The sequence below is a fragment of the Mesorhizobium sp. UC74_2 genome (assembly GCF_042701485.1).
Classification (GTDB): domain Bacteria; phylum Pseudomonadota; class Alphaproteobacteria; order Rhizobiales; family Rhizobiaceae; genus Mesorhizobium.
In genome coordinates, this window is sequence record NZ_CP170562.1 from 1,945,397 (window position 1) to 1,965,441 (window position 20,045).

Annotated in this window: 18 protein-coding genes and 1 pseudogene; 12 read left to right on the top strand and 7 right to left on the bottom strand. The window is 61.9% G+C overall.

The genetic code is table 11. The features are described 5' to 3' along the window. The first annotated feature begins 312 nt into the window (after nt 1-312). From ACFJIU_RS09385 to ACFJIU_RS09405, 5 genes are all read left to right on the top strand, one after another. Nucleotides 313-1,344, top strand: a complete 1,032-nt coding sequence (locus tag ACFJIU_RS09385) for an amino acid ABC transporter substrate-binding protein (RefSeq protein ID WP_379070353.1) — start codon at nt 313-315, stop codon at nt 1,342-1,344. A gap of 62 nt (nt 1,345-1,406) precedes the next feature. Next, nucleotides 1,407-2,594 (top strand): amino acid ABC transporter permease, encoded by a 1,188-nt coding sequence (locus tag ACFJIU_RS09390; RefSeq protein WP_379070356.1) that lies wholly within the window; start codon nt 1,407-1,409, stop codon nt 2,592-2,594. A gap of 4 nt (nt 2,595-2,598) precedes the next feature. Continuing rightward, nucleotides 2,599-3,756, top strand: a complete 1,158-nt coding sequence (locus ACFJIU_RS09395) for an amino acid ABC transporter permease (RefSeq protein ID WP_379070359.1) — start codon at nt 2,599-2,601, stop codon at nt 3,754-3,756. Nucleotides 3,757-3,800: 44 nt separating this feature from the next. Next, nucleotides 3,801-4,604: an amino acid ABC transporter ATP-binding protein gene (locus ACFJIU_RS09400; protein WP_129414745.1), complete on the top strand. Its 804-nt coding sequence runs from the start codon at nt 3,801-3,803 to the stop codon at nt 4,602-4,604. A gap of 97 nt (nt 4,605-4,701) precedes the next feature. Continuing rightward, complete coding sequence (locus ACFJIU_RS09405; RefSeq protein WP_379070362.1) at nt 4,702-5,376, top strand: TIGR02117 family protein; 675 nt, start codon at nt 4,702-4,704, stop codon at nt 5,374-5,376. Nucleotides 5,377-5,386: 10 nt separating this feature from the next. Here ACFJIU_RS09405 and ACFJIU_RS09410 read toward each other — a convergent pair whose 3' ends face one another. Continuing rightward, nucleotides 5,387-6,619 (bottom strand): FAD-dependent monooxygenase, encoded by a 1,233-nt coding sequence (locus ACFJIU_RS09410; protein WP_379073024.1) that lies wholly within the window; start codon nt 6,617-6,619, stop codon nt 5,387-5,389. A gap of 25 nt (nt 6,620-6,644) precedes the next feature. Further along, nucleotides 6,645-6,890, bottom strand: a complete 246-nt coding sequence (locus tag ACFJIU_RS09415; RefSeq protein WP_379073026.1) for a zinc-finger domain-containing protein — start codon at nt 6,888-6,890, stop codon at nt 6,645-6,647. 145 nt (nt 6,891-7,035) lie between these two features. On the opposite strand from ACFJIU_RS09415, the gene ACFJIU_RS09420 reads away from it, so the two are divergent. Both ACFJIU_RS09420 and ppx read left to right on the top strand, forming a co-directional pair. After that, nucleotides 7,036-9,231 carry an RNA degradosome polyphosphate kinase gene (locus ACFJIU_RS09420; RefSeq protein ID WP_129414747.1) on the top strand — a complete coding sequence of 732 codons (2,196 nt, stop codon included), beginning with the start codon at nt 7,036-7,038 and terminating at the stop codon, nt 9,229-9,231. Next, nucleotides 9,231-10,766, top strand: a complete 1,536-nt coding sequence (gene ppx, locus ACFJIU_RS09425) for an exopolyphosphatase (protein WP_379070366.1) — start codon at nt 9,231-9,233, stop codon at nt 10,764-10,766. Before ACFJIU_RS09420 ends, ppx begins: the two co-directional genes overlap by 1 nt. 6 nt (nt 10,767-10,772) lie before the next feature. On the opposite strand, the gene ACFJIU_RS09430 is transcribed toward ppx, so the two are convergent. From ACFJIU_RS09430 to ACFJIU_RS09445, 4 genes are all read right to left on the bottom strand, one after another. Then, complete coding sequence (locus tag ACFJIU_RS09430) at nt 10,773-11,171, bottom strand: DoxX family protein (protein WP_379070369.1); 399 nt, start codon at nt 11,169-11,171, stop codon at nt 10,773-10,775. A 123-nt stretch (nt 11,172-11,294) separates the two neighbouring features. Then, nucleotides 11,295-11,714, bottom strand: a complete 420-nt coding sequence (locus tag ACFJIU_RS09435) for a DoxX family protein (protein ID WP_379070372.1) — start codon at nt 11,712-11,714, stop codon at nt 11,295-11,297. A 123-nt stretch (nt 11,715-11,837) separates the two neighbouring features. Beyond that, nucleotides 11,838-13,235 (bottom strand): class II fumarate hydratase, encoded by a 1,398-nt coding sequence (gene fumC, locus ACFJIU_RS09440; protein ID WP_379070375.1) that lies wholly within the window; start codon nt 13,233-13,235, stop codon nt 11,838-11,840. 137 nt (nt 13,236-13,372) lie between these two features. Next, a complete protein-coding gene (locus ACFJIU_RS09445) occupies nt 13,373-13,729 on the bottom strand; it encodes a DUF4406 domain-containing protein (protein ID WP_379073027.1) in 357 nt (118 codons plus the stop codon). Nucleotides 13,730-13,839: 110 nt separating this feature from the next. Between ACFJIU_RS09445 and ACFJIU_RS09450 the strand changes: the two are divergent. The 5 genes and pseudogenes from ACFJIU_RS09450 to ACFJIU_RS09470 all read left to right on the top strand — a co-directional run bounded on the left by ACFJIU_RS09450 (nt 13,840) and on the right by ACFJIU_RS09470 (nt 18,954). After that, a pseudogene (locus ACFJIU_RS09450) lies at nt 13,840-14,593 on the top strand (DeoR/GlpR family DNA-binding transcription regulator). A 57-nt stretch (nt 14,594-14,650) separates the two neighbouring features. Continuing rightward, complete coding sequence (locus tag ACFJIU_RS09455; protein ID WP_379070378.1) at nt 14,651-15,781, top strand: metallophosphoesterase; 1,131 nt, start codon at nt 14,651-14,653, stop codon at nt 15,779-15,781. 73 nt (nt 15,782-15,854) lie between these two features. Continuing rightward, nucleotides 15,855-16,616 carry an SDR family NAD(P)-dependent oxidoreductase gene (locus ACFJIU_RS09460; protein WP_379070381.1) on the top strand — a complete coding sequence of 254 codons (762 nt, stop codon included), beginning with the start codon at nt 15,855-15,857 and terminating at the stop codon, nt 16,614-16,616. Nucleotides 16,617-16,910: 294 nt separating this feature from the next. Continuing rightward, entirely contained in the window at nt 16,911-17,588 is a 678-nt protein-coding gene (locus ACFJIU_RS09465) for a winged helix-turn-helix domain-containing protein (RefSeq protein WP_379070384.1), read from the top strand. Continuing rightward, nucleotides 17,575-18,954 carry an ATP-binding protein gene (locus ACFJIU_RS09470; protein ID WP_379070387.1) on the top strand — a complete coding sequence of 460 codons (1,380 nt, stop codon included), beginning with the start codon at nt 17,575-17,577 and terminating at the stop codon, nt 18,952-18,954. The genes ACFJIU_RS09465 and ACFJIU_RS09470 overlap by 14 nt, the downstream gene beginning before the upstream one ends. On the opposite strand, the gene ACFJIU_RS09475 is transcribed toward ACFJIU_RS09470, so the two are convergent. Continuing rightward, nucleotides 18,936-19,841 (bottom strand): aminoglycoside phosphotransferase family protein, encoded by a 906-nt coding sequence (locus tag ACFJIU_RS09475; RefSeq protein WP_379070390.1) that lies wholly within the window; start codon nt 19,839-19,841, stop codon nt 18,936-18,938. The two genes, ACFJIU_RS09470 and ACFJIU_RS09475, sit on opposite strands and share 19 nt — an antisense overlap. Between the last annotated feature and the right edge of the window lie 204 nt (nt 19,842-20,045).

Consider the following 20,045-nt stretch of genomic DNA (forward strand, 5'->3'; position numbering starts at 1 on the left):
AATGGACCAGCGGCGCGAAACTCGCCCTGTTTTTTGAGCAATTTGAAGTTGAATTTCGTCGATCTGCCGAATGATGCGGCAGCCATGAGCAAACCTTTGTTCGAGCGTCGATATTATTTGCTGGTTGGCCGCCACGGTTCGGTCATTTTTCTTGACCTCACGGGAATTATCGCCTTCGATGTTCTTCGTGAACGGGAACAGCTCGTGCGTCGGCTAGGGAGCCGCGTTCCGGAAGTGGGCCGGGATGGCTGGTGGGGTTCGCACAAAAAATCGGGCAATGCGCCCAAACAACCGAAAAAGGGTCTGAGGGTTATGAAACACATTGCAATCGGCATTCTGGCAGCGGCGACGATGGGTCTGATGGCGTCCGCTGCTTCGGCCGCAAGCACTTTGGAGGCCGTCAAGGCCAAGGGTTTTGTCCAGTGCGGCGTCAATACCGGCCTCTCGGGCTTCTCGTCGCCGGACGACAAGGGCGAATGGAAGGGCCTGGACGCTGATTTCTGCCGCGCGGTTGCAGCTGCCGTCTTCGGCGACGGCACCAAGGTCAAGTTTACGCCGCTGTCAGCCAAGGAGCGTTTTACCGCCCTGCAGTCGGGCGAAATCGATCTTCTGTCGCGCAACACAACCTGGACGATCAACCGCGACACCGCGCTTGGCCTGAATTTCGCGGGCGTCACCTATTATGACGGCCAGGGCTTCATGGTGAACGCCAAGAAGCTGCCGGGCGTCAATTCCGCTCTCCAGCTCTCGGGCGCCGCGGTGTGCGTGCAGTCTGGCACGACCACGGAACTCAACCTCGCCGACTACTTCAAGGCGAACAAGATGGAATACAATCCGGTCGTCTTCGAGAAGGTCGAGGAAGCCAATGCGGCCTATGATTCCGGCCGTTGCGACGCCTACACCACCGACCAGTCCGGCCTCTACGGCATCCGCCTGACGCTGTCCTCGCCGGGCGACCATGTCGTGCTTCCGGAAATCATTTCCAAGGAGCCGCTCGGACCGGCCGTACGCCAGGGTGACGACCAGTGGTACCACATCGTCAAGTGGACCTATTTCGCGCTGCTGCAGGCAGAAGAGCTCGGCATCACCCAGGCCAATGTCGACGAGCTGAAGGCTTCGGGTGGTCCTGAAGTGAAGCGCGTGCTCGGCCAGGAAGCCGACACCAAGCTCGGCACCGATCTCGGCGTCTCCAACGACTGGGTCGTCAACATCGTCAAGTCCGTCGGCAACTACGGCGAAATGTTCGAGCGCAATGTCGGTGCCGGCAGCCCGCTCAAGATTGCGCGGGGCCTCAATGGCCTCTGGACGAAGGGCGGCCTGCAATACGCTCCGCCGATCCGCTGATCGAGAACATCGTCCGGGAGGCAGCATGCTGCCTCCCGGTTTCTCATTCAGGGGATTGACCCATGGCATCGCAGGAAGTTCTTCGCGAGGAGCCCACTCGCGGCTCCTTGATCAATGACCCGAGAGTACGCAGCATCTTTGTCCAGGTCGTAGCCGCCCTGGCGTTGATCCTGCTCATCTGGTGGATTGTCGACAACACCATCGAAAACCTTCAGCGCTTGCGCATCGCGTCCGGCTTCGCTTTTCTGAAAGGCCGCGCAGGATTCGATATCGCCGACAGCGCCATCGCCTATTCGTCGGACAACACCTATGGCCGCGCCATCCTCGTTGGCCTGATCAACACGGCGATTGTCGCGCTTGCCGGGATCATCACGGCAACCATCATCGGTTTCATGGTCGGTATCGGCCGGCTCTCCAACAACTGGCTGATCCGCAAGATCTGCACCGTCTATGTCGAGGTGTTCCGCAACATCCCGCCGCTGCTGGTCATCTTCTTCTGGTATTTCGGCGTGCTGTCGGTGCTGCCACTGCCGCGCGACAGCATCGAATTGCCGTTCGGTTCCTACGTGAACAGTCGCGGATTCTACTTCCCGCGCGCCGTCTGGGGCGAGGGGGCGTGGCTGATCCTGTTGGCCTTTGTACTTGGCATCGCCATGTCGTGGTTCGTTGCGCGCAGGGCGCGCCAGCGACAGATGGCAACCGGCCAGCAATTCCCGGTGTTCTGGACCTCGGTCGCGTTGATCGTCGGACTGCCATTGCTCGCCTATGCCGCCAGCGGTTTTCCGCTTTCCTTCGACCTGCCGAAGAAGTCGACCTTCAATTTGACCGGCGGCTTCCAGGTCAAGCCGGAATTCCTGTCGCTTTATCTGGCGCTCTCTTTTTACACCGCGTCCTTCATTGCCGAGATCGTGCGGGCCGGCATTCGCGGCGTGAGCAGGGGGCAGACAGAAGCCGCCGGGGCGCTTGGGTTGCGCTCAGGTCCGATCCTTCGCCTCGTCGTTGTTCCTCAGGCGATGCGCATCGTCATTCCGCCGCTGACCAGCCAGTATCTCAACCTGACCAAGAATTCGTCGCTGGCCATCGCGATCGGTTATCCCGATCTGACAGCCATCGCTGGCACCGTGCTCAACCAGACCGGCCAGGCGATTGAACCCATCATGATCATGATGGCGGTCTATCTCGGTCTCAGCCTGTTGACGTCGGCCATCATGAACGTGGTCAACGCCAAGATGGCATTGGTGGAGAGGTAAGATCATGACACAGACTGATCTTTCCTGGGTTCGTAGCGAGATGGCGCAGGCGATGCCTGCGCCTGCGGGAGAGCGGGGGCTGGTTGCCTGGGTCCGCAAGAACCTTTTTGCCTCGGTTGGTGACACCATCCTGACCCTTCTGGGGCTGGTGCTGCTCGCCATGATCCTGCCGCCGATCATCGACTGGGCATTCGTGCAGGCGCAATGGACAGGTCCCGACCGCTCGGTCTGCGCGACCGTGGCGCAGGGAGGCATCCAGCCCGACGGCTGGTCCGGTGCCTGCTGGGCTTTCGTCAATGCCAAGTTCGGCCAGTTCATGTTCGGACGCTATCCGCTGGAGGAACGCTGGCGGCCGATCCTGGTCGGCATCCTGTTTGTCGCGCTGCTTGCGCCGCTGTTGATCCCGCGTGTTCCGCACAAGGGGCTGAATGCGGTGCTGTTCTTCCTGGTCCTGCCGGTGGTGGCCTTCGTCCTGCTGGTGGGCGGCATGTTCGGTCTGCCGCATGTCGAGACGCCATTGTGGGGCGGCCTGATGGTGACGCTGACGCTGTCCTTTGTCGGCATCGTCGTCTCCCTGCCGCTGGGCATCCTGCTGGCACTTGGCCGGCGCTCGAAGATGCCGGTCGTCAAGATGATATGCGTCGTCTTCATCGAGACGATCCGCGGCATCCCGCTGATCACGGTGCTGTTCATGGCCAGTGTCATGCTGCCGTTGTTCCTGCCGGCCGGTGTGACCTTCGACAAGTTCCTGCGCGCTCTGATCGGCGTGTCGCTGTTTGCCGCGGCCTATATGGCGGAAGTGGTGCGCGGCGGCCTCCAGGCGATCTCGAAGGGACAATATGAGGGTGCCGATTCGCTGGGGCTGAGCTACTGGCAGAAGATGTATTTCATCGTGCTGCCACAGGCGCTGAAGCTGGTCATTCCCGGTATCGTCAACACCTTCATCGGCATGTTCAAGGACACCAGCCTCGTCTACATCATCTCGATGTTCGACCTGCTGGCGATCGTGCGCCAGAATTTCTCCGACGCTTCATGGGCATCGCCGCAGACACCTGCGTCGGGGCTTATTTTCGCCGCGGCGGTATTCTGGCTGTTCTGCTTTGGCATGTCCCGCTATTCTATGTTCATGGAACGCCGGCTAGACACCGGTTACAAGCGCTGACCGCAAGCCGGTCGGCGTAAGAATCAACAAGGGGAAAATGGCTTATGGCCTCTGAGAATGCAGTCAGCGCGGAAGAGCTGAGCGTCAACACCAAGAAGATGCATGTGTCGGATACCGACGTGGCGATCGAAATCGTCGGCATGCACAAGTGGTATGGCGAGTTCCATGTGCTGAAGGACATAAACCTGAAGGTGATGCGCGGCGAGCGCATCGTCATCTGCGGTCCTTCTGGCTCGGGCAAATCGACGATGATCCGTTGCATCAACCGTCTGGAAGAACACCAGAAGGGCAAGATCATCGTCGACGGCAAGGAACTGACCAACGATCTGAAGAAGATCGACGAGGTGCGCCGCGAGGTCGGCATGGTGTTCCAGCACTTCAACCTGTTCCCGCACCTGACCATCCTGGAGAACTGCACGCTGGCGCCGATCTGGGTGCGCAAGATCCCGAAGAAGCAGGCGGAGGAGACCGCCATGCACTTCCTCAAGCGCGTCAAGATCCCGGAGCAGGCGCACAAATATCCGGGCCAGCTGTCGGGTGGCCAGCAGCAGCGCGTGGCGATCGCGCGTTCACTGTGCATGAACCCGCGCATCATGCTGTTCGATGAGCCGACCTCGGCGCTGGATCCGGAAATGATCAAGGAAGTTCTGGAGACGATGGTCGGCCTTGCCGAAGAGGGCATGACGATGCTGTGCGTGACACACGAGATGGGCTTCGCGCGCAAGGTGGCCAACCGCGTGATCTTCATGGATCAGGGCCAGATCGTGGAAGAGAACACGCCGGTCGAGTTCTTCGATCATCCGCGCCACGAGCGCACCAAGCTCTTCCTCAGCCAGATCCTGCACTGATCTCGCTGCGGTAATCCAGAAAGGCCCCGTCGCAAGGCGGGGCCTTTTGCTTGGGTCGACAAAAGGCCTCGCCACACGGCTTTTGTGGGACATCACTATGAGACGGGTCTTTCGCTTTGTTCTCAGTATTCTGGCCCTGGTTGCCGTCATCGCCGTGTTGGGCACGGTTGTTCCACGACCGTTCTGGTCAACGGGCGCGGATGAAGGCAGAACCACGCGGCGCATCTATGTCATCAGCAATCCGATCCATACGGACATCGCCATTCCGGTCGATGCCGCGGTGCTGGAGCGTTTCCGGTTCCTCTTGGAAGACGGCATTCCCGCAAATGGGGAAGGCGTGCGGTATCTCATCTTTGGCTGGGGTGGCCGGGCCTTCTATCTCGAGACGCCGACCTGGTCTGACCTGAAGCCTCTGCCGGTGCTCAGGGCGCTGACAGTGGATGCGGCCGTCATGCATGTCGATGTCGCCGGCCGCATCCCGGAACCACATCCCGCCGTGGTTGGCTATGATGTCAGCGAAGAACGGTTCGCAGCGCTGCTCGATTTCATCGCCGCCAGCTTCTCGCGGCAGGCCGATCGGCCAAAATTCATTCCGGGTGCCGGCTACGGCGCCAGCGACGGCTTTTACGAAGCCGAAGGTGCCTTCAACGCGCTTGTCGGCTGCAACACCTGGACGGCGAGGGCGCTGCGAGTGGCTGGTCTGCGGACTGGCTGGTGGAACCCGCTGCCCTGGTCGCTAAACCTGTCGATGCAGCTCTACAACAGACAATAGGCCAACGTCGTCAGGCGCCATGCGTGAGGCTGGTATTCGGGAGCCGCCAGCCATAGAGCCAGTCAAGATCGGCGGCCAGGCGTTCGCCGGAGCGCGACTTCAGGACAAGATTTCGCGCCAGCGCTACCGGACCTGCCGCGTGCCAGGCGAGATGGTTGAGTGCGCCGCGTCGCGCGACCTTGGCCACACGCGGCTTGCGCTGCTGCTCCCAGCTTGTCAGTGCCTGGGCAATGCTGTGCGAAGATCCGGCAACGCAGGCAGCAAGCGTGGCTGCGTCCTCGATCGCCATGCCCGCGCCCTGTGCCGCAAATGGTGTCATGGCATGTGCTGCATCGCCGATCAGGGCAACGCCTCGCGGCAGTGTCCATGACGGTTTTGGGTCGACTGCATGCAGCGGCCAGGCCAGCCATGTTCCCGCTTCCGCTATCAGCCTCGCCAAGGCAGGGGCCGCTCCCCTGAGCGCTCCAGTCAGGATTGCCGGATCGGCGTGGCCGGACCAGCCCTCGGCGATACGCTCGCCCCTGGTAAAGGCGACGAGGTTGATGGCCGTGCCTGCGCTGACCGGATAGGCAATGAGATGAAAACCGGAATGCAGGAAAGCGGTGACACAGCCAGCCGCGCCCACCAGGGCAAAAGTCCTGCCGGCCGGGCTATCAGCGGCGATGGTGGTACGCCAGGCGAGCTCGCCGGTGAAACGGCTTTTGCCGGCAAGTCCCGGCAGCTCCCTGACTTTCGACCAGACGCCATCCGCGCCGATCAGGAGTGAGCCCATTGGCCGAACCTGTGTTCCGTCCTGTTCGAAGGTGCCGATAGCGCCTTCCGGGGAGGTGCCGATATCCTTTAGCGTCGCGCCGGTGATCAGCCGAGTGCCGGCTGTTTCAGCCACTTGCGCAACCAGCGCCGCCTGCACGTCGGCGCGATGGGCGGTGAGATAAGGCGCCAGCCAGCGCTGTTCGGCGAAGGCTCCAAGCGGAACGCGCGCGCGTTCTTTCAGGCTGGCCGCATCCTTGAGCACAACGGCCTCCGGCCTGACTGCCATCGGCAATAGCCGCTCCAGCACGCCGAGGCTTGCCAGGATTCGTGTCGCGTTCGGGGAAAGCTGAATACCCGCACCGACGGTTTCGAGGCGAGGTGCCTGTTCGTAGATCTCGACTGTGAAGCCACGCTGCGCGAAGGCGAGCGCGGCCGTCAGTCCGGCAATGCCGCCACCGGCGATCACGACTGGGCGAGACCGCGCATCCATGGTCATGATCGAACGATCGGAAAGATCAGGCGGCGCGATCGAGGTAGAGGCAGCCTGGCGGCACCGTTTCGGTCGCTTTCAGCTTGGCCGAATAGCGATAAAGGGTCGAGCAATACGGGCAGACCTTCTCGTCGTCGCTGCCAAGATCGAGGAAGACGTGCGGGTGATCAAAAGGCGGGTTGGCACCAACACACATGAATTCGCGCACGCCGATCTCGATCGCCGGATGGCCCGCATCGTTCTGGAAATGGGGAATGGAACCGCCGGCCATCATCGTCTCCTTCAGCGCATACGACATGCGTTTGAAGCATATCTGTGTTCTTTGCAAGTTCGATGAAATGAAACTGTCGCAAAACCCTGTCACAGGATAAATTGAGCCGGTTAACCGGTGTGACTCGCTGGAGAGAAAGGCGGACATGAACGAGCTCAAGCCGGTCCAGGCCGACTTCATCAATGTCGAAACGGCAAGCGTCGAGGGCGGAAATCCTGATCGCTTCGTCAATCGCGAGTTCTCCTGGCTGCAATTCAACCGCCGTGTGCTGGAGGAATCGCTCAACGCGCACCACCCGCTGCTCGAGCGCGTTCGCTTCCTCTCGATCTCCGCCGCCAATCTGGACGAATTCTTCATGGTGCGTGTCGCCGGCCTTGCGGGGCAGGTACGCGAAGGCATCGTGCTGAAAAGCCCGGACGGGCGCACGCCGGAGCAGCAGCTTGAGCAATTGCTGCGTGAAGTGGAGCGCCTGCAGGAGGATCAGCAGAAGAGCCTCTCGGCGCTGATGGCGCTGCTCAACAAGGAAGGCATCGAGACGGTCGCCGGCGACGTGCTGACCAAGGACGAGCGTATCTGGCTGGAAGAGCATTTCCAGGAGCAGGTCTTCCCGGTGTTGACGCCGCTGTCGATCGACCCGGCGCACCCGTTCCCATTCATTCCCAATCTCGGCTTTTCGATCGCCCTGCAGCTGCGGCATCGCAAGAACGGCGAGACGATGAGCGCGCTGCTGCGCTTGCCGCAGGCCCTGAAACGCTACATCCGCCTGCCGGATCGCAAGGGCCATGTGCGCTTCATTCCACTCGAGGCGGTGGTCGGTCTTTACATCGGCAAGCTTTTCCCGGGCTATGAGGTCACGGGTTCCGGCACGTTCCGCATCATCCGCGACAGCGATATCGAAGTCGAGGAGGAGTCCGAGGATCTCGTGCGGCTGTTCGAGACGGCGTTGAAGCGCCGCCGCCGCGGTTCGGTGATCCGTATCGAGTTCGACAACCTGATGCCCGAGGAACTGCGTGAGTTCGTCGCCGGTGAACTCGGCGTCTCGTCGAGTCGGATCAGCGTCCTGACCGGACCGCTGGCACTCAGCCAGATATCCGAGATCGTCTCCATCGCTCGCGACGATCTGAAGTTCGTGCCCTACAATCCGCGCTTTCCGGAGCGTATCCGCGAACATGGTGGCGACTGTTTCGCGGCGATCCGCGAGAAGGACATCGTCGTCCATCACCCGTATGAATCATTCGACGTCGTCGTGCAGTTCCTGCGCCAGGCCGCAGCCGACCCTGAGGTCGTCGCGATCAAGCAGACGCTGTATCGTACCTCCAATGACAGCCCGATCGTGCGCGCGCTCGCGGATGCCGCCGAAGCGGGTAAATCGGTGACCGCGCTGGTCGAATTGAAGGCGCGTTTCGACGAGGAGGCCAATATCCGCTGGGCGCGCGATCTCGAGCGGGCCGGCGTGCAGGTCGTGTTCGGTTTCCTCGAACTGAAGACGCATGCCAAGATGTCACTGGTGGTGCGGCGCGAAGACGGCCGGCTGCGCAACTACGTGCATCTCGGTACCGGCAACTATCACCCGATCACGGCGCGCATCTATACCGATCTGTCCTTCTTCACGACCGATGCACGCATTGCCCGCGATGTCGCGCAGATCTTCAACTTCATCACCGGTTACGCCGAGCCGACCGGCGAGATGCGTCTTGCGCTGTCTCCCTACACGCTGCGCAGCCGCATCCTGGATCATATCAAGGAAGAGATCGAACACGCACACAATGGCAAGCCAGCACGCATCTGGATGAAGATGAACTCGCTGGTCGACCCGACCATCATCGACGCACTCTACGACGCCAGCCGCGCGGGGGTGGAAATCGATCTCGTCGTGCGCGGCATCTGTTGCCTGAGGCCACAGGTTCCGGGACTTTCCGAGAACATCCGCGTGAAGTCGATCATCGGCCGCTTCCTCGAGCACAGCCGCATCTACTGCTTCGGCAACGGACATGGACTGCCGTCCGATGACGCTGTCGTCTACATCTCGTCGGCCGACCTGATGCCGCGCAATCTCGACCGCCGTGTCGAATGCATGGTGCCGATCACCAATCCAACTGTGCATGAACAGATCCTTGGCCAGATCATGCTGGGCAATATCATGGACAACCAGCAAAGTTTCGAAGTATTGGCCGATGGTACCTCGCGGCGCCTTGTGCCCGATGAGGGCGAAGAACCGTTCAACGCACAGGAATATTTCATGACCAATCCGAGCCTGTCGGGACGGGGCGATGCCTTGAAATCGCATGCGCCGAAGCGCATCGCGCAGTTCAAGCGCCGCAAGAAGGACATGGCCGGCTGATGATGGCCGCTTCCCAGGGGCGGCTGCAGGACCGCCGCCCGCTGTCGATCATCGATATCGGCTCGAACTCGATCCGCCTTGTCGTCTATGAAGGGCTGGCGCGCTCGCCGACCGTGCTTTTCAACGAGAAGATGCTGGCCGGTCTCGGCCGTGGCATCGTTTCGACGGGCAAGCTGGATCCTGAAGCGGTCACGCGCTCGATGGAGGAATTCCGTCGGTTTCGGGCCTTGTCCGAACAGGCCGGTGCGGAACGCATGTATGTGCTGGCCACCGCCGCGGCGCGCGAGGCTGTCAACGGACCCGATTTCATCCATCGCGCCGAACAGGTCCTTGGCACCGAAATCCATGTGCTGAGCGGTCGCCAGGAAGCATACTATTCGGCGCTCGGCGTCATTTCCGGTTTCCATCCGGCCAATGGCATCGCGGGCGACCTTGGTGGCGGAAGCCTGGAGCTGATCGACATCAACGGGGAAGTCATCGGCGACGGCATCACACTGCCGCTTGGCGGCCTGCGGTTGCAGGACATGGCCAAGAACTCTCTGGCGCAAGCGACCCGCATTGCCAAGACGCAACTGGCCAAGGCCAAGCTGCTCAAGGTCGGCCAGGGCAGGGCCTTCTACGCTGTTGGCGGTACATGGCGAAACCTGGCGCGTCTCCACATGGAGATGAACAACTATCCGCTCGGTGTCATGCATCACTATGAGATCGGCGTGGAGAGTGCGCTGGCCTTTCTCAAGCAGGTCGGCAAGGGTGACGTGGAAAAGGTCAAAGGCATAGAGGGCGTGTCGAAGAACCGCCGGTCGCTGCTACCTTACGGCGCGGTCGTGCTGCAGGAAATCCTCGGCGCGATGCAGCCATCCAAGATCGTCGTGTCGGCGATCGGCGTGCGCGAAGGCTATCTCTATTCGCTGCTCGACGAGAGTGAGCGCAAGGCAGATCCGCTGATCTCGGCGGCCGAGGAACTGGCCCGGCTGCGTTCGCGTTCGGTCACCCACGCGCATGAGCTGGTCGATTGGACCGGCAAGGCGTTCGAGGCGTTCGGAATCGAAGAAACCGCTGATGAGGCCCGCTATCGCCGCGCCGCCTGCCTGCTCGCCGATATCGGCTGGCGCGCGCACCCGGAATATCGCGGCCGTCAATCGCTCAACATCATTGCACACGCTTCCTTCATCGGCGTCGACCATCCAGGCCGTGCATTCCTCGCCCTGGCCAATGCCTATCGCCATGACGGCGTGTTCAACGAGAGCATCGCTCCGGAGATCAAAGCACTGGCAACGCCACGCTACCTGGAGCGGGCCCGTATTCTGGCCGGCATGATGCGTGTCGTCTACCTGCTTACGGCGTCGATGCCTGGCGTGATGCCGCGCCTACGCTGGGAAAGCCGCGGCAATGGCGCGCTCGCGCTGGTCATCCCGGCTGACCTTGCCGGCCTCTACGGAGAGCGTCCGGCGGGGCGCCTGGCACAACTCGCAAAGATCACCAACCGGCGGCTTTTCCTGGCGGTGGATGGCGGCCCGAGCGTGAGCGCGAAGTAGGCGCGTCTAACGCTTCAGGGCGTCCATCGAATAACCACCGGCACCCGCGACGGCGAGTGCCAGGAAGCCGCCTGCAATGGCGATATCCTTCATCAGCATCTGTGTGTGCAGGAAAGCGAGTGTGGGATCATCACCCTGGCCATAGTGGCCAAGATAACCGGCGACCAGACAGAACGCGCCGAGCAACGCGGCGGTGATACGGGTCCGGAAACCGGCCAGGATGGCAAGTCCGGCAATCAGTTCGAACAGGCCGACGCCCCAGGCAGCAAGCTGCGGCGAGGGCAGGCCCAGACCGGTGAAATAATTCGTTGCACCACCAATGTCGCCAAGCGTCTGGATGCCGGCAGGTACAAACAAGGCCGCCAGCAAAAGCCGGGACAGAAGCAGCAGAAGATCGGCTCGCATGTCGTGCCTCCCATCAGAGATGCCGTCGATGCAGTTTACATCGGTTGCGGGTGTGGAGACATCAACAACGAAAAAAGGGCGCGGAAATCATCCGCGCCCTTCGATTTGCGTCTTGCAGGTCGATCAGCCGCGGCGGCCGTCGATCGAATAGGCGCCTGCGCCAATCAGGGCCAGCAGCAGGAAGCCGCCGGTGATGGCGAGGTTCTTCTGCAGCATCAGTGGATTGAGCGGCTGCGAGAAATCGAGATGCGCGGCTGCCGTTGCGCCGAGAACGAAGATGGCAAGGACAATCGCCGCGATGCGGGTCTGGAAGCCGACCAGAACGGCTAGGCCGCCAACGAGTTCCACCAGACCGACCACGACGGCGGTGACAGATGGAACCGGCAGGCCGAGGCTGCCAAAGAAGCCAGCGGTGCCGGCCAGATCGGTCAGCTTGGCGTAACCGGCCAGGATGAACAGGATGGACAGGAAAATACGGCTGACGAGAATGACGGCCGAAGCATTTGAGGTAACGCCGGAAGTGGCGGATGAGTTGACGGACAATGTACCCTCCAGTGGCAAGCGTCCCCCCAGGAACGCAACACCATCAACGTAACGCAATTTCAGCGTTCACTAAAGACGGTTGTCCGGCAACACATCGTTCACAGGTTTGCGGCGTTGCCTGTTCTATCCGGGATGCGTCATGTCTTCCGGCTTGACCAGGCGGTCGAAGTCGGCGTCGCTGACATAGCCGCCGCCGACGGCCTCTTCGCGCAGCGTGGTGCCGTTCTTGTGCGCGGTCTTGGCGATCTTGGCGGCATTGTCGTAGCCGATCGTCGGCGCCAGGGCTGTGACCAGCATGAGCGAGCGTTCGAGTGCGGCCTTGATGTTGTCCTCGCGCGCCTCGATGCCGATCACGCAATTGTCGGTGAACGAGACCGCGGCATCGGACAGCAGCTGCACCGACTGCAGGAAGTTGTAGGCCATCAGCGGATTGTAGACGTTCAGCTCGAAGTGGCCCTGGCTGCCGGCGAAGGTGAGGGCTGCGTTGTTACCGAACACCTGCACGCAGACCTGTGTCAGCGCTTCACACTGGGTCGGATTGACCTTGCCGGGCATGATCGAGGAGCCCGGCTCATTTTCCGGCAAGGACAGTTCGCCCAGACCCGAGCGCGGGCCCGACCCGAGGAAACGGATGTCGTTGGCGATCTTGAACAGCGCGGCCGCCGTCGCGTTGATGGCGCCGTGCGAGAACACCATGGAATCGTGGGCGGCGAGTGCCTCGAACTTGTTCGGAGCCGAGGTGAAGGCGATGCCGGTGATACTGGCGATGTTTGCCGCGACCTTTTCGGCGAAACCGATCGGGGCGTTGAGGCCGGTGCCGACGGCAGTGCCACCCTGCGCAAGCTCCTGCAGACCGGGCAGGGTCAGTTCGATGCGCTTGATGGAGGAGGCGACCTGCGCGGCGTAGCCGCCGAACTCCTGGCCGAGCGTCAGCGGCGTGGCGTCCTGCGTATGGGTGCGGCCGATCTTGACGATGTGGTCAAAGGCCTTGGCCTTGGCATCGAGCGCGGCGTGCAGATGCTTCAGGGCCGGCAGAAGGTCGTGCACGATGCGTTCGGCGCAAGCGATGTGCATGGCCGTCGGATAGGTGTCGTTGGACGACTGGCTCATATTGACGTGATCGTTCGGATGCACCGGCTTCTTCGAGCCCATCGTGCCGCCGAGCAATTCGATCGCCCGGTTCGAGATCACCTCGTTGGCGTTCATGTTGGACTGCGTGCCCGAACCCGTCTGCCAGACGACGAGCGGGAAATGATCGTTGAGCTTGCCGTCGATCACTTCCTGCGCAGCTTCGATGATGGTCTTGCCGAGTGCAGGATCGAGGCGACCCAACTCCATGTTGGCCTCCGCCGCGGCGCGCTTGACGATGCCGAGTGCCCTCACCACCGAAAGCGGCTGCTTCTCCCAGCCGATCTTGAAATTGCCGAGCGAACGCTGCGCCTGCGCGCCCCAGTAGCGATCGCCGGCCACTTCGATCGGGCCGAACGTATCGGTTTCGGTTCTGGTCTTCTCAGCGCTCACGGCCTCACTCCAATCTGATGTGGTGGCAAGGGCCTATCGCGTTGCACAATACGCTTCAAGCGAAGAATGCGCAGTGTCTGAAACCAAATCGGTTGAAGCGAAACCGCGCATCCACGACGGTGTTTTGCCGGGACGCTTCAAGCGGCGGAGGGCACTTCGGAGAGATCGAAATACACCGGCAGGCCGCGCTCGCGCGCCAGGCGCACGTCTTCGTCGGCGCCCTTCGAGGCGCCGGGCAGACGCAGGACCGCATCGCAACGGCGCAGCAGGCGTTCGGCGACGGGATAGGCAAATTCATCATAAATCGGGTCGGAGACACCGGTCGATCCGGCCTGTTTTCCGAGCGGCAGCGCCACCCATTCCCCGATCATCGGGATGTGGCCGGCCCGGAACAGCGGTACCGCGACGCTTTCCAGGCGATCCAGATTGGCGGCCATCTTGTCGGGGTCGTCGTTGGTCCCCGAGCGATAAGGGCCGGCAATGAGGATCAGCATTGATTTTCCACGTTCTGTCATGAGAAGTCCTGATTGTGCACGAATGAAGAGTTTTTTCATACATATTCGTGCAATTTCGTGCAATATCATGAAACGCAGATAGGCAGAAAATGCTGACCAGCCAACGCAAGCGTCTGATCCTCGAGCTTCTGGAGCGTGACGGCGAGGTGGTGGCCAAACGCCTGAGCCGGGATCTGGCGATTTCCGAGGACACGATCCGGCGCGACCTGCGCGAACTCGCGGCTGAAGGCCTGTTGCAGCGCGTGCATGGCGGCGCACTGCCGGCTTCGCCGACAATAGCCGCGCTGCCCATCCGCAGGGGCATGGCCGTCGAGGCCAAGACCATGCTTGGGCGCAAGGCAGCTGAAAGAATCGAGTTCCGGTCGAACAGTCATTTTCGACGGAGGCACCACCAATCTTGAAATCGTTCGCCACATACCACGCGACCTCCGCTTCACGGCAGTCACTCATAGTCCGGAGATCGCCGTCGCATTGGAAGGGCATGACGCCGAGGTCGTGCTGATCGGCGGAAAACTGTTCCGGCATTCGATGGTCGCCGTCGGGGCGCTGGCAATCGAAGCGATCGCGCGCATTCGAGCCGACCTCCTGTTCCTCGGGGTCACCGGCGTGCATGCCGAGGAGGGGCTGACGACGGGCGATATCGAGGAAGCGGCGATCAAACGCGCATTGATCGGCCGCGCCGCAGAGACGGTTGTCCTGGCGACAATAGAAAAACTCGGGGCGGTGTCGCCTTGCCTTGTAGCTCCACTCGAAGATGTCACGGCGCTGATCGTCGTGAAGGATACACCAGAGACCGCGACGGCGCCGCTGGCGGCGCGGGGGCTTGCGGTCGTCCGGGCGTGAGGTCAGCCCGGTGCCCGAGCTGGACGAGGGCGTGGGCGGCATGCTGAAGTGACCGTCATGGCCGGTCAGTTTCCATTCCTCATTTCGCGACGCGCACTGCTTGCCGGTATCGGAGCTGCGGGTGCAAATCTGATCGCGCCCGGCCCTGTCCGTGGTCAGTCGACTGCCGGAGTGCTGCCGGTCGATGCCACGTTCCTGTTCATCGCCGACATCCATGCCTGCCGAATGGCGAGCGGACTGAGCCCCAATTGCCTGCAGGAGGGCAAGACCGATGCGGCGCTGCTGCGCCATATCGCGGCGTTGAACGGCATCGGCGACAAGCTTTGGCCAGTCGAGATCAATGGTGTTGCATCTGCTCTGCACTCCGCCGGCGGCCAGATCGGTACGCCACTTGGGGTCGTGGTTGGTGGCGACATGACCGATGATGGCGGCGGTCAGGTGACGCAACCGAGCGAAGGCACCCAACTGCTCCAGTTCAGCCAGCGCTACCAGCAGGGGATCGGGCCGGATCGCGTGCACGTGCCCGTCTATGTCGGTCTTGGCAATCACGATCTGGACCAGAACGGGCCGCCACCGCATGCCGACTGGTACCGGCGCGAACTGCGCGATTATGTCGAGGTCAATCATCGTGCCGGCGTGTTCTTCAAGCCACCGGTGCCGGTGGCCGACTATGACGTCGCCTCCGATTGCTATTCCTGGGATTGGGGCGGATTGCATCTGGTGCAATTGCATCGTTTCGGGGGCGATAAGGCGTTTGGCGCCGAAAGCAGCCTGCCATGGCTGAAACGCAACCTTGCAGCCAACGCGGCGGACAGACGACCCGTGGTGCTATTCCAGCATTATGGCTGGGACAGTTTCTCTCTCGAGCGTTGGGACCCGCAGAGATCCACCTTCGATGACGAAGGCCCCGGCGCGCCACATTGGTGGACCAATGAGGATCGTGAAGCATTGCTGGCGGTGCTCGATGGCTACAATGTCGTGGCGGTCTTTCATGGTCATCAGCACGAAACGCCAATGATCTATCAGCGGGACGGGCTGGATATCGTCAAGCCGAAGGCCAGCTTCATGGGCGGCTTCGCGCTGGTGAGGATCACTGATGCCGGCATGGACGTGGCGCTCGGTGAAGCAATCGATGATGCCGGCAATGTGGTGTTCACAAACGCGTTGGCGCGCTGCTGGAAAAGCTGACACCCACCCTGTCCAGCCAAGGCTGGCGCTCTAGATAGCGCGATGATGCGAGGGCATCTCCAGGAGCAAGAACATGACGACTACGGTTTCCGCGCGTCCGCTCGCGGGCAAGGTGGCTTTGGTTACCGGTGCCTCTTCCGGCATCGGTGAGGCCACGGCGCTGGCGCTCGCAACGGCTGGCGCCGTGGTGGCGATCGTTGCCCGTCGCGCCGATCGTCTGAAGGCGCTCTCCGAACGAATCGAGAAGGCCGGTGGCAGGGTCTTTGCAATCGAGGCGGATGTTGCGCGGCCTGACAGCGCGCAAGGCCTGATCACCGACGTGCTGGCGCATGGCAAACGGCTGGACATCATCGTCAACAATGCCGGCGTCATGCTTTTGGCGCCGGTGTCCGAGGCGAGGCCGGAAGATTGGCGGCAGATGGTCGAAGTCAATCTGGTGGCACTGATGGAACTCACACGTGCGGCGCTGCCACATCTCAAGGAGAGCAGGGGCCATATCGTCAACGTATCCTCAGTGGCAGGCCGCATCGCCAATCCGGGGGCTGCGGCCTATGCTGCGACGAAGTTCGGCGTCGTCGCCTTCTCGGAGGCATTGCGCCGGGAGGTCTATGCCGACAAGGTGCGGGTAACGGTGATTGAGCCGGGCATGGTCGAAACCGAACTCGGCGACCACATCACCAATCCCGGCATGAAGGCCAATCTCGAGCAGCGCCGGGCGGCGATGGAGCCGTTGCGGTCGGAAGACATTGCCGCAGCCGTGCTCTATGCCGTGACGCAGCCGCCTCGCGTCAACGTCAACGAGATCCTGATTCGTCCGACCGATCAGGAGCGATGACGTTCGCGCCGCAGAAAGTACGAAATCTTACCGATCCGTAAGGTGACGGACAGACAGTGGCGAGGCACAGCCACTACCGTTCCCCGAGCCAGCCCGCTTCCCTGGCGAGCAGTGGCCGCGCACGGGGCTTTTAATGAAACAGGCAGGCTGCCTTGCCATAGTAAGGACCGCAGCGCTCCATCATTTTATCATAAAGCCCTGCCACCTCATCGTCGCGCCTTTGGCTGCGCGGTGATGGCTCATTCGCATGCCGGATCGCGACCAGCCGAGGCTTTGCAAACCGGATCCGAACGCATGCGCATCCTTATGTTGGAGGACGACAAGAAAACGGCCGCCTTCGTCGCCAAGGGGCTGAACGAGGCCGGGCATATCTGTGACCATCTGGCCGACGGCCGTGACGCGCTGTTTCAGGCAACCCGCGAAGCCTATGATGTCTTCGTCGTCGACCGCATGACGCCGGGGCTCGACGGGCTTTCCGTCGTGAAATCGCTGCGCGCCGCGGGCGTCATGACGCCGGTGATTTTCCTGACCTCGGTAGGAGGGGTGGATGATCGGGTCGAGGGACTGCAAGCGGGTGCAGACGACTATCTGGTCAAACCCTTCGCCTTTTCGGAGCTTCTGGCGCGCTTGCAGGCGCTTGGTCGCCGTCCGCCAGTGCAGGAGCAGAAGACCGTGCTCAAGGTGGCGGACCTCGAGATGGACCTGGTCAAGCGTCATGTGGCGCGGCAGGGACAGCCCATCGAGCTGCAGCCGCGCGAGTTCCGGCTCCTGGAGGTACTGATGCGCGGCGAGGGCAGGGTGATCACGCGCACCATGCTTTTGGAGAGGGTCTGGGATTTTCATTTCGATCCCAAGACCAGCGTGGTCGAAACCCATGTCAGCCGTCTGCGCGCCAAGATCGACCGCCCCTTCACGGTGCCGCTGCTCCATACCGTCCGGAACACCGGCTACAGCCTCTATGCGTCCCGCTGAAAGCCTGCTTCGTTCGACGCCATTCCGGCTGGCACTGGCCTTCTCGGCCTTCGTTATTCTCGCTTTCCTGCTGACGGGCGGCATCGTCTACCAGACCATGAGCGCGAACCTTGATCGGCGTCTCGATGATTCCGTCCGGCAAGCCTATTCGATGATCGCGACGACCTATGCCGAGAGCGACGTCGACGACCTCATCATCGCTGTGAACAGCCACGCCGTCGGCAATGCCGGCAATGACCAGCTGATCTCGTTGACCGGCGCCCAAGGCGAGAGCCTGGCCGGCAACCTTTCGGCGATCGACCTGCCCGAGGGGTTCGCCATCGTGCCGGAAGGCACTCCCGGTTTCCCTGAGACGGCGCCATACAGGGCCTATTCGGGCAAGGTCGGCTCGACCAATCTCACCGTTGCACAGAGTTTCAAGGAAACGGAAGAGCTGGAAAGCCTGCTTCTGGCTAGCTTTGTCTGGGCCGCCGCGATTGTCGCCGGTCTTGCCATTGCCGGTGGCGCATTCCTGGCGTCGCGCGTGCAGCGTCGGCTGGATGCGATTGGCGATACGATGGTGGCCGTCTCGCAAGGCAAGCTCGAGGCTCGTATTCCGCAGCTCGGCCGCGACGACGACATCGATGGTGTCTCGATCCAGATCAATGCCGCGCTCGATCGCCTCGGGTCGCTGGTCGAAGGCATGCGGCAGGTCAGCAGCGATATCGCCCATGATCTGAAAACACCGCTCAATCGCCTGCACATGATCCTCGACAGCGCCGCCGACAAGGCCGGCAGGCGCGCGGATGTTTCGCTGGATCTCGCCGAGGCACGCGCGGAAAGTTCACAGATCAACGAGACGTTCGATGCGCTGCTGCGTATCGCTCAGATCGAGGCCGGCGCACGCAAGGCGCGTTTCATGCAGCTCGACCTCGCAGAGGTGGTGGCATCGGTTGCGGATATCTACGCGGAGGTCGCCAAGGACGACGGCAAGGCGCTGCTCGTCGGGAGTTGCAAGGCTGGCGATATGATCACCGGCGACCGTGAGCTGCTGACGCAGCTTTTCGCCAACCTGATCGAGAACGCTATCCGCCACACCCCGGATGGAACGCGGATCGAAATTTCAGCGAGCCGGCGGGCGGATGGCCTTGTCGCCGAGGTGCGGGACGATGGCCCTGGCATCCCCAGCGAAGAGCAGGAGAAGGTTTTTCGGCGCCTTTACCGGCTGGACAAGAGTCGCTCGACACCTGGAACCGGCCTGGGGCTGAGCCTGGTCAAGGCAATCGCCGACCTGCACGGCGCCAGCGTTTCGATGCAGCCGCGCAATCCGGGCATTGCCGCGGTCGTCGTCTTCCCGATCCCGGCGGCTCAGCTCCCGGCTCGATGATCCGCCAGTACGGCATCGATGACCTGTTCCGACAGACGGATCTCTTCGGCGCTTCGGCTGATCTGACCTGAGACCGTGATCATCGCCTTCCACAAGGTCCAGGCGCGGCCGCGTGCCCAGGTGTCGGTATCGAGTGACAGGGCCTGGCGGAAGGCGTTGCGGCTTCCGTTATCAAATAGCGTCCAGGCGATTGCCAGATCGCAGGCCGGATCGCCAACCGCTGAACTGCCGAAGTCGATGACGGCGCAGAGCTTGCCGTCCTTTACCAGCAGGTTGCCCCACGCAATATCGCCATGCACCCAGACCGGCGCATGCCTCCATTGCGTTGGGAGGGCTTCTTCCCAGAGCGCACGCGCCGTCTTCGTGTCGATCCGCCCGTCAAGCAGGCGAAGGGCCTCTCTCGTCTGGTCGTCATAGACGGTGAGTGAGCCACCCCGGAAATAGTTCTGCGGTCCGGCTGGCGGTCCGTCGATGGCATCGATCCGGTGAAGTGCCGTCAGGAAGCCGGCCAGGTCGACGGCAAATTCGTCGACGTTGCCGATGCGCCCGTCCGTCGCCGTCTCTCCTTCCAGCCAGCCATATATGGACCACGGCCAGGGGTAGCCTTCGCCAGGCTCGCCGAGGGCGAGCGGTGTGGGGATCGGCAAGGGCAGATGTGGCGCCAGCCTGGGGAGCCAATGCTGTTCCCTGATCACCTGCGCGGCATAGCCGGCGGCGCTCGGCAGGCGCACGCTCATCCCATCGCCCAGAAGGAAGGTGCGGTTGTCCCAACCGCCGGGCTCGACCTTGCGGACAGGCAGATTTGCCCAGCGAGGAAACTGCGCGTCGATCAGCCGACGTACCAGCGTCGCATCAATCTCGACCGTGATCTCGGATGTGTCCGACATGGCTATCCCCGATGCGTGCTGACCCTCGCAAAAGAAGAAAGGGCGACATTTCTGCCGCCCTTTCCCGGATATTGCCTGAGAAGGGTAGCCGTAGACGGACTTCGTTAAAAAACCATATCATTGCCGGCACTTACCGGCAGATCGTGAAAACTGTTCCGATGCCGGTAGTGCCACAATCAGCAGCAGAAAACGACTTTCTCAAAG

Bases quoted from the DNA above. Each gene is read 5' to 3' on its own strand.
- ACFJIU_RS09385 (WP_379070353.1), top strand. From the start codon at position 313: ATGAAACACATTGCAATCGGCATTCTGGCAGCGGCGACGATGGGTCTG.
- ACFJIU_RS09390 (WP_379070356.1), top strand. From the start codon at position 1,407: ATGGCATCGCAGGAAGTTCTTCGCGAGGAGCCCACTCGCGGCTCCTTG.
- ACFJIU_RS09395 (WP_379070359.1), top strand. From the start codon at position 2,599: ATGACACAGACTGATCTTTCCTGGGTTCGTAGCGAGATGGCGCAGGCG.
- ACFJIU_RS09400 (WP_129414745.1), top strand. From the start codon at position 3,801: ATGGCCTCTGAGAATGCAGTCAGCGCGGAAGAGCTGAGCGTCAACACC.
- ACFJIU_RS09405 (WP_379070362.1), top strand. From the start codon at position 4,702: ATGAGACGGGTCTTTCGCTTTGTTCTCAGTATTCTGGCCCTGGTTGCC.
- ACFJIU_RS09410 (WP_379073024.1), bottom strand. From the start codon at position 6,619: ATGGATGCGCGGTCTCGCCCAGTCGTGATCGCCGGTGGCGGCATTGCC.
- ACFJIU_RS09415 (WP_379073026.1), bottom strand. From the start codon at position 6,890: ATGGCCGGCGGTTCCATTCCCCATTTCCAGAACGATGCGGGCCATCCG.
- ACFJIU_RS09420 (WP_129414747.1), top strand. From the start codon at position 7,036: ATGAACGAGCTCAAGCCGGTCCAGGCCGACTTCATCAATGTCGAAACG.
- ppx (WP_379070366.1), top strand. From the start codon at position 9,231: ATGATGGCCGCTTCCCAGGGGCGGCTGCAGGACCGCCGCCCGCTGTCG.
- ACFJIU_RS09430 (WP_379070369.1), bottom strand. From the start codon at position 11,171: ATGCGAGCCGATCTTCTGCTGCTTCTGTCCCGGCTTTTGCTGGCGGCC.
- ACFJIU_RS09445 (WP_379073027.1), bottom strand. From the start codon at position 13,729: ATGCTGATCCTCATTGCCGGCCCTTATCGCTCGGGGACCAACGACGAC.
- ACFJIU_RS09455 (WP_379070378.1), top strand. From the start codon at position 14,651: ATGGCCGGTCAGTTTCCATTCCTCATTTCGCGACGCGCACTGCTTGCC.
- ACFJIU_RS09460 (WP_379070381.1), top strand. From the start codon at position 15,855: ATGACGACTACGGTTTCCGCGCGTCCGCTCGCGGGCAAGGTGGCTTTG.
- ACFJIU_RS09465 (WP_379070384.1), top strand. From the start codon at position 16,911: ATGCGCATCCTTATGTTGGAGGACGACAAGAAAACGGCCGCCTTCGTC.
- ACFJIU_RS09470 (WP_379070387.1), top strand. From the start codon at position 17,575: ATGCGTCCCGCTGAAAGCCTGCTTCGTTCGACGCCATTCCGGCTGGCA.
- ACFJIU_RS09475 (WP_379070390.1), bottom strand. From the start codon at position 19,841: ATGTCGGACACATCCGAGATCACGGTCGAGATTGATGCGACGCTGGTA.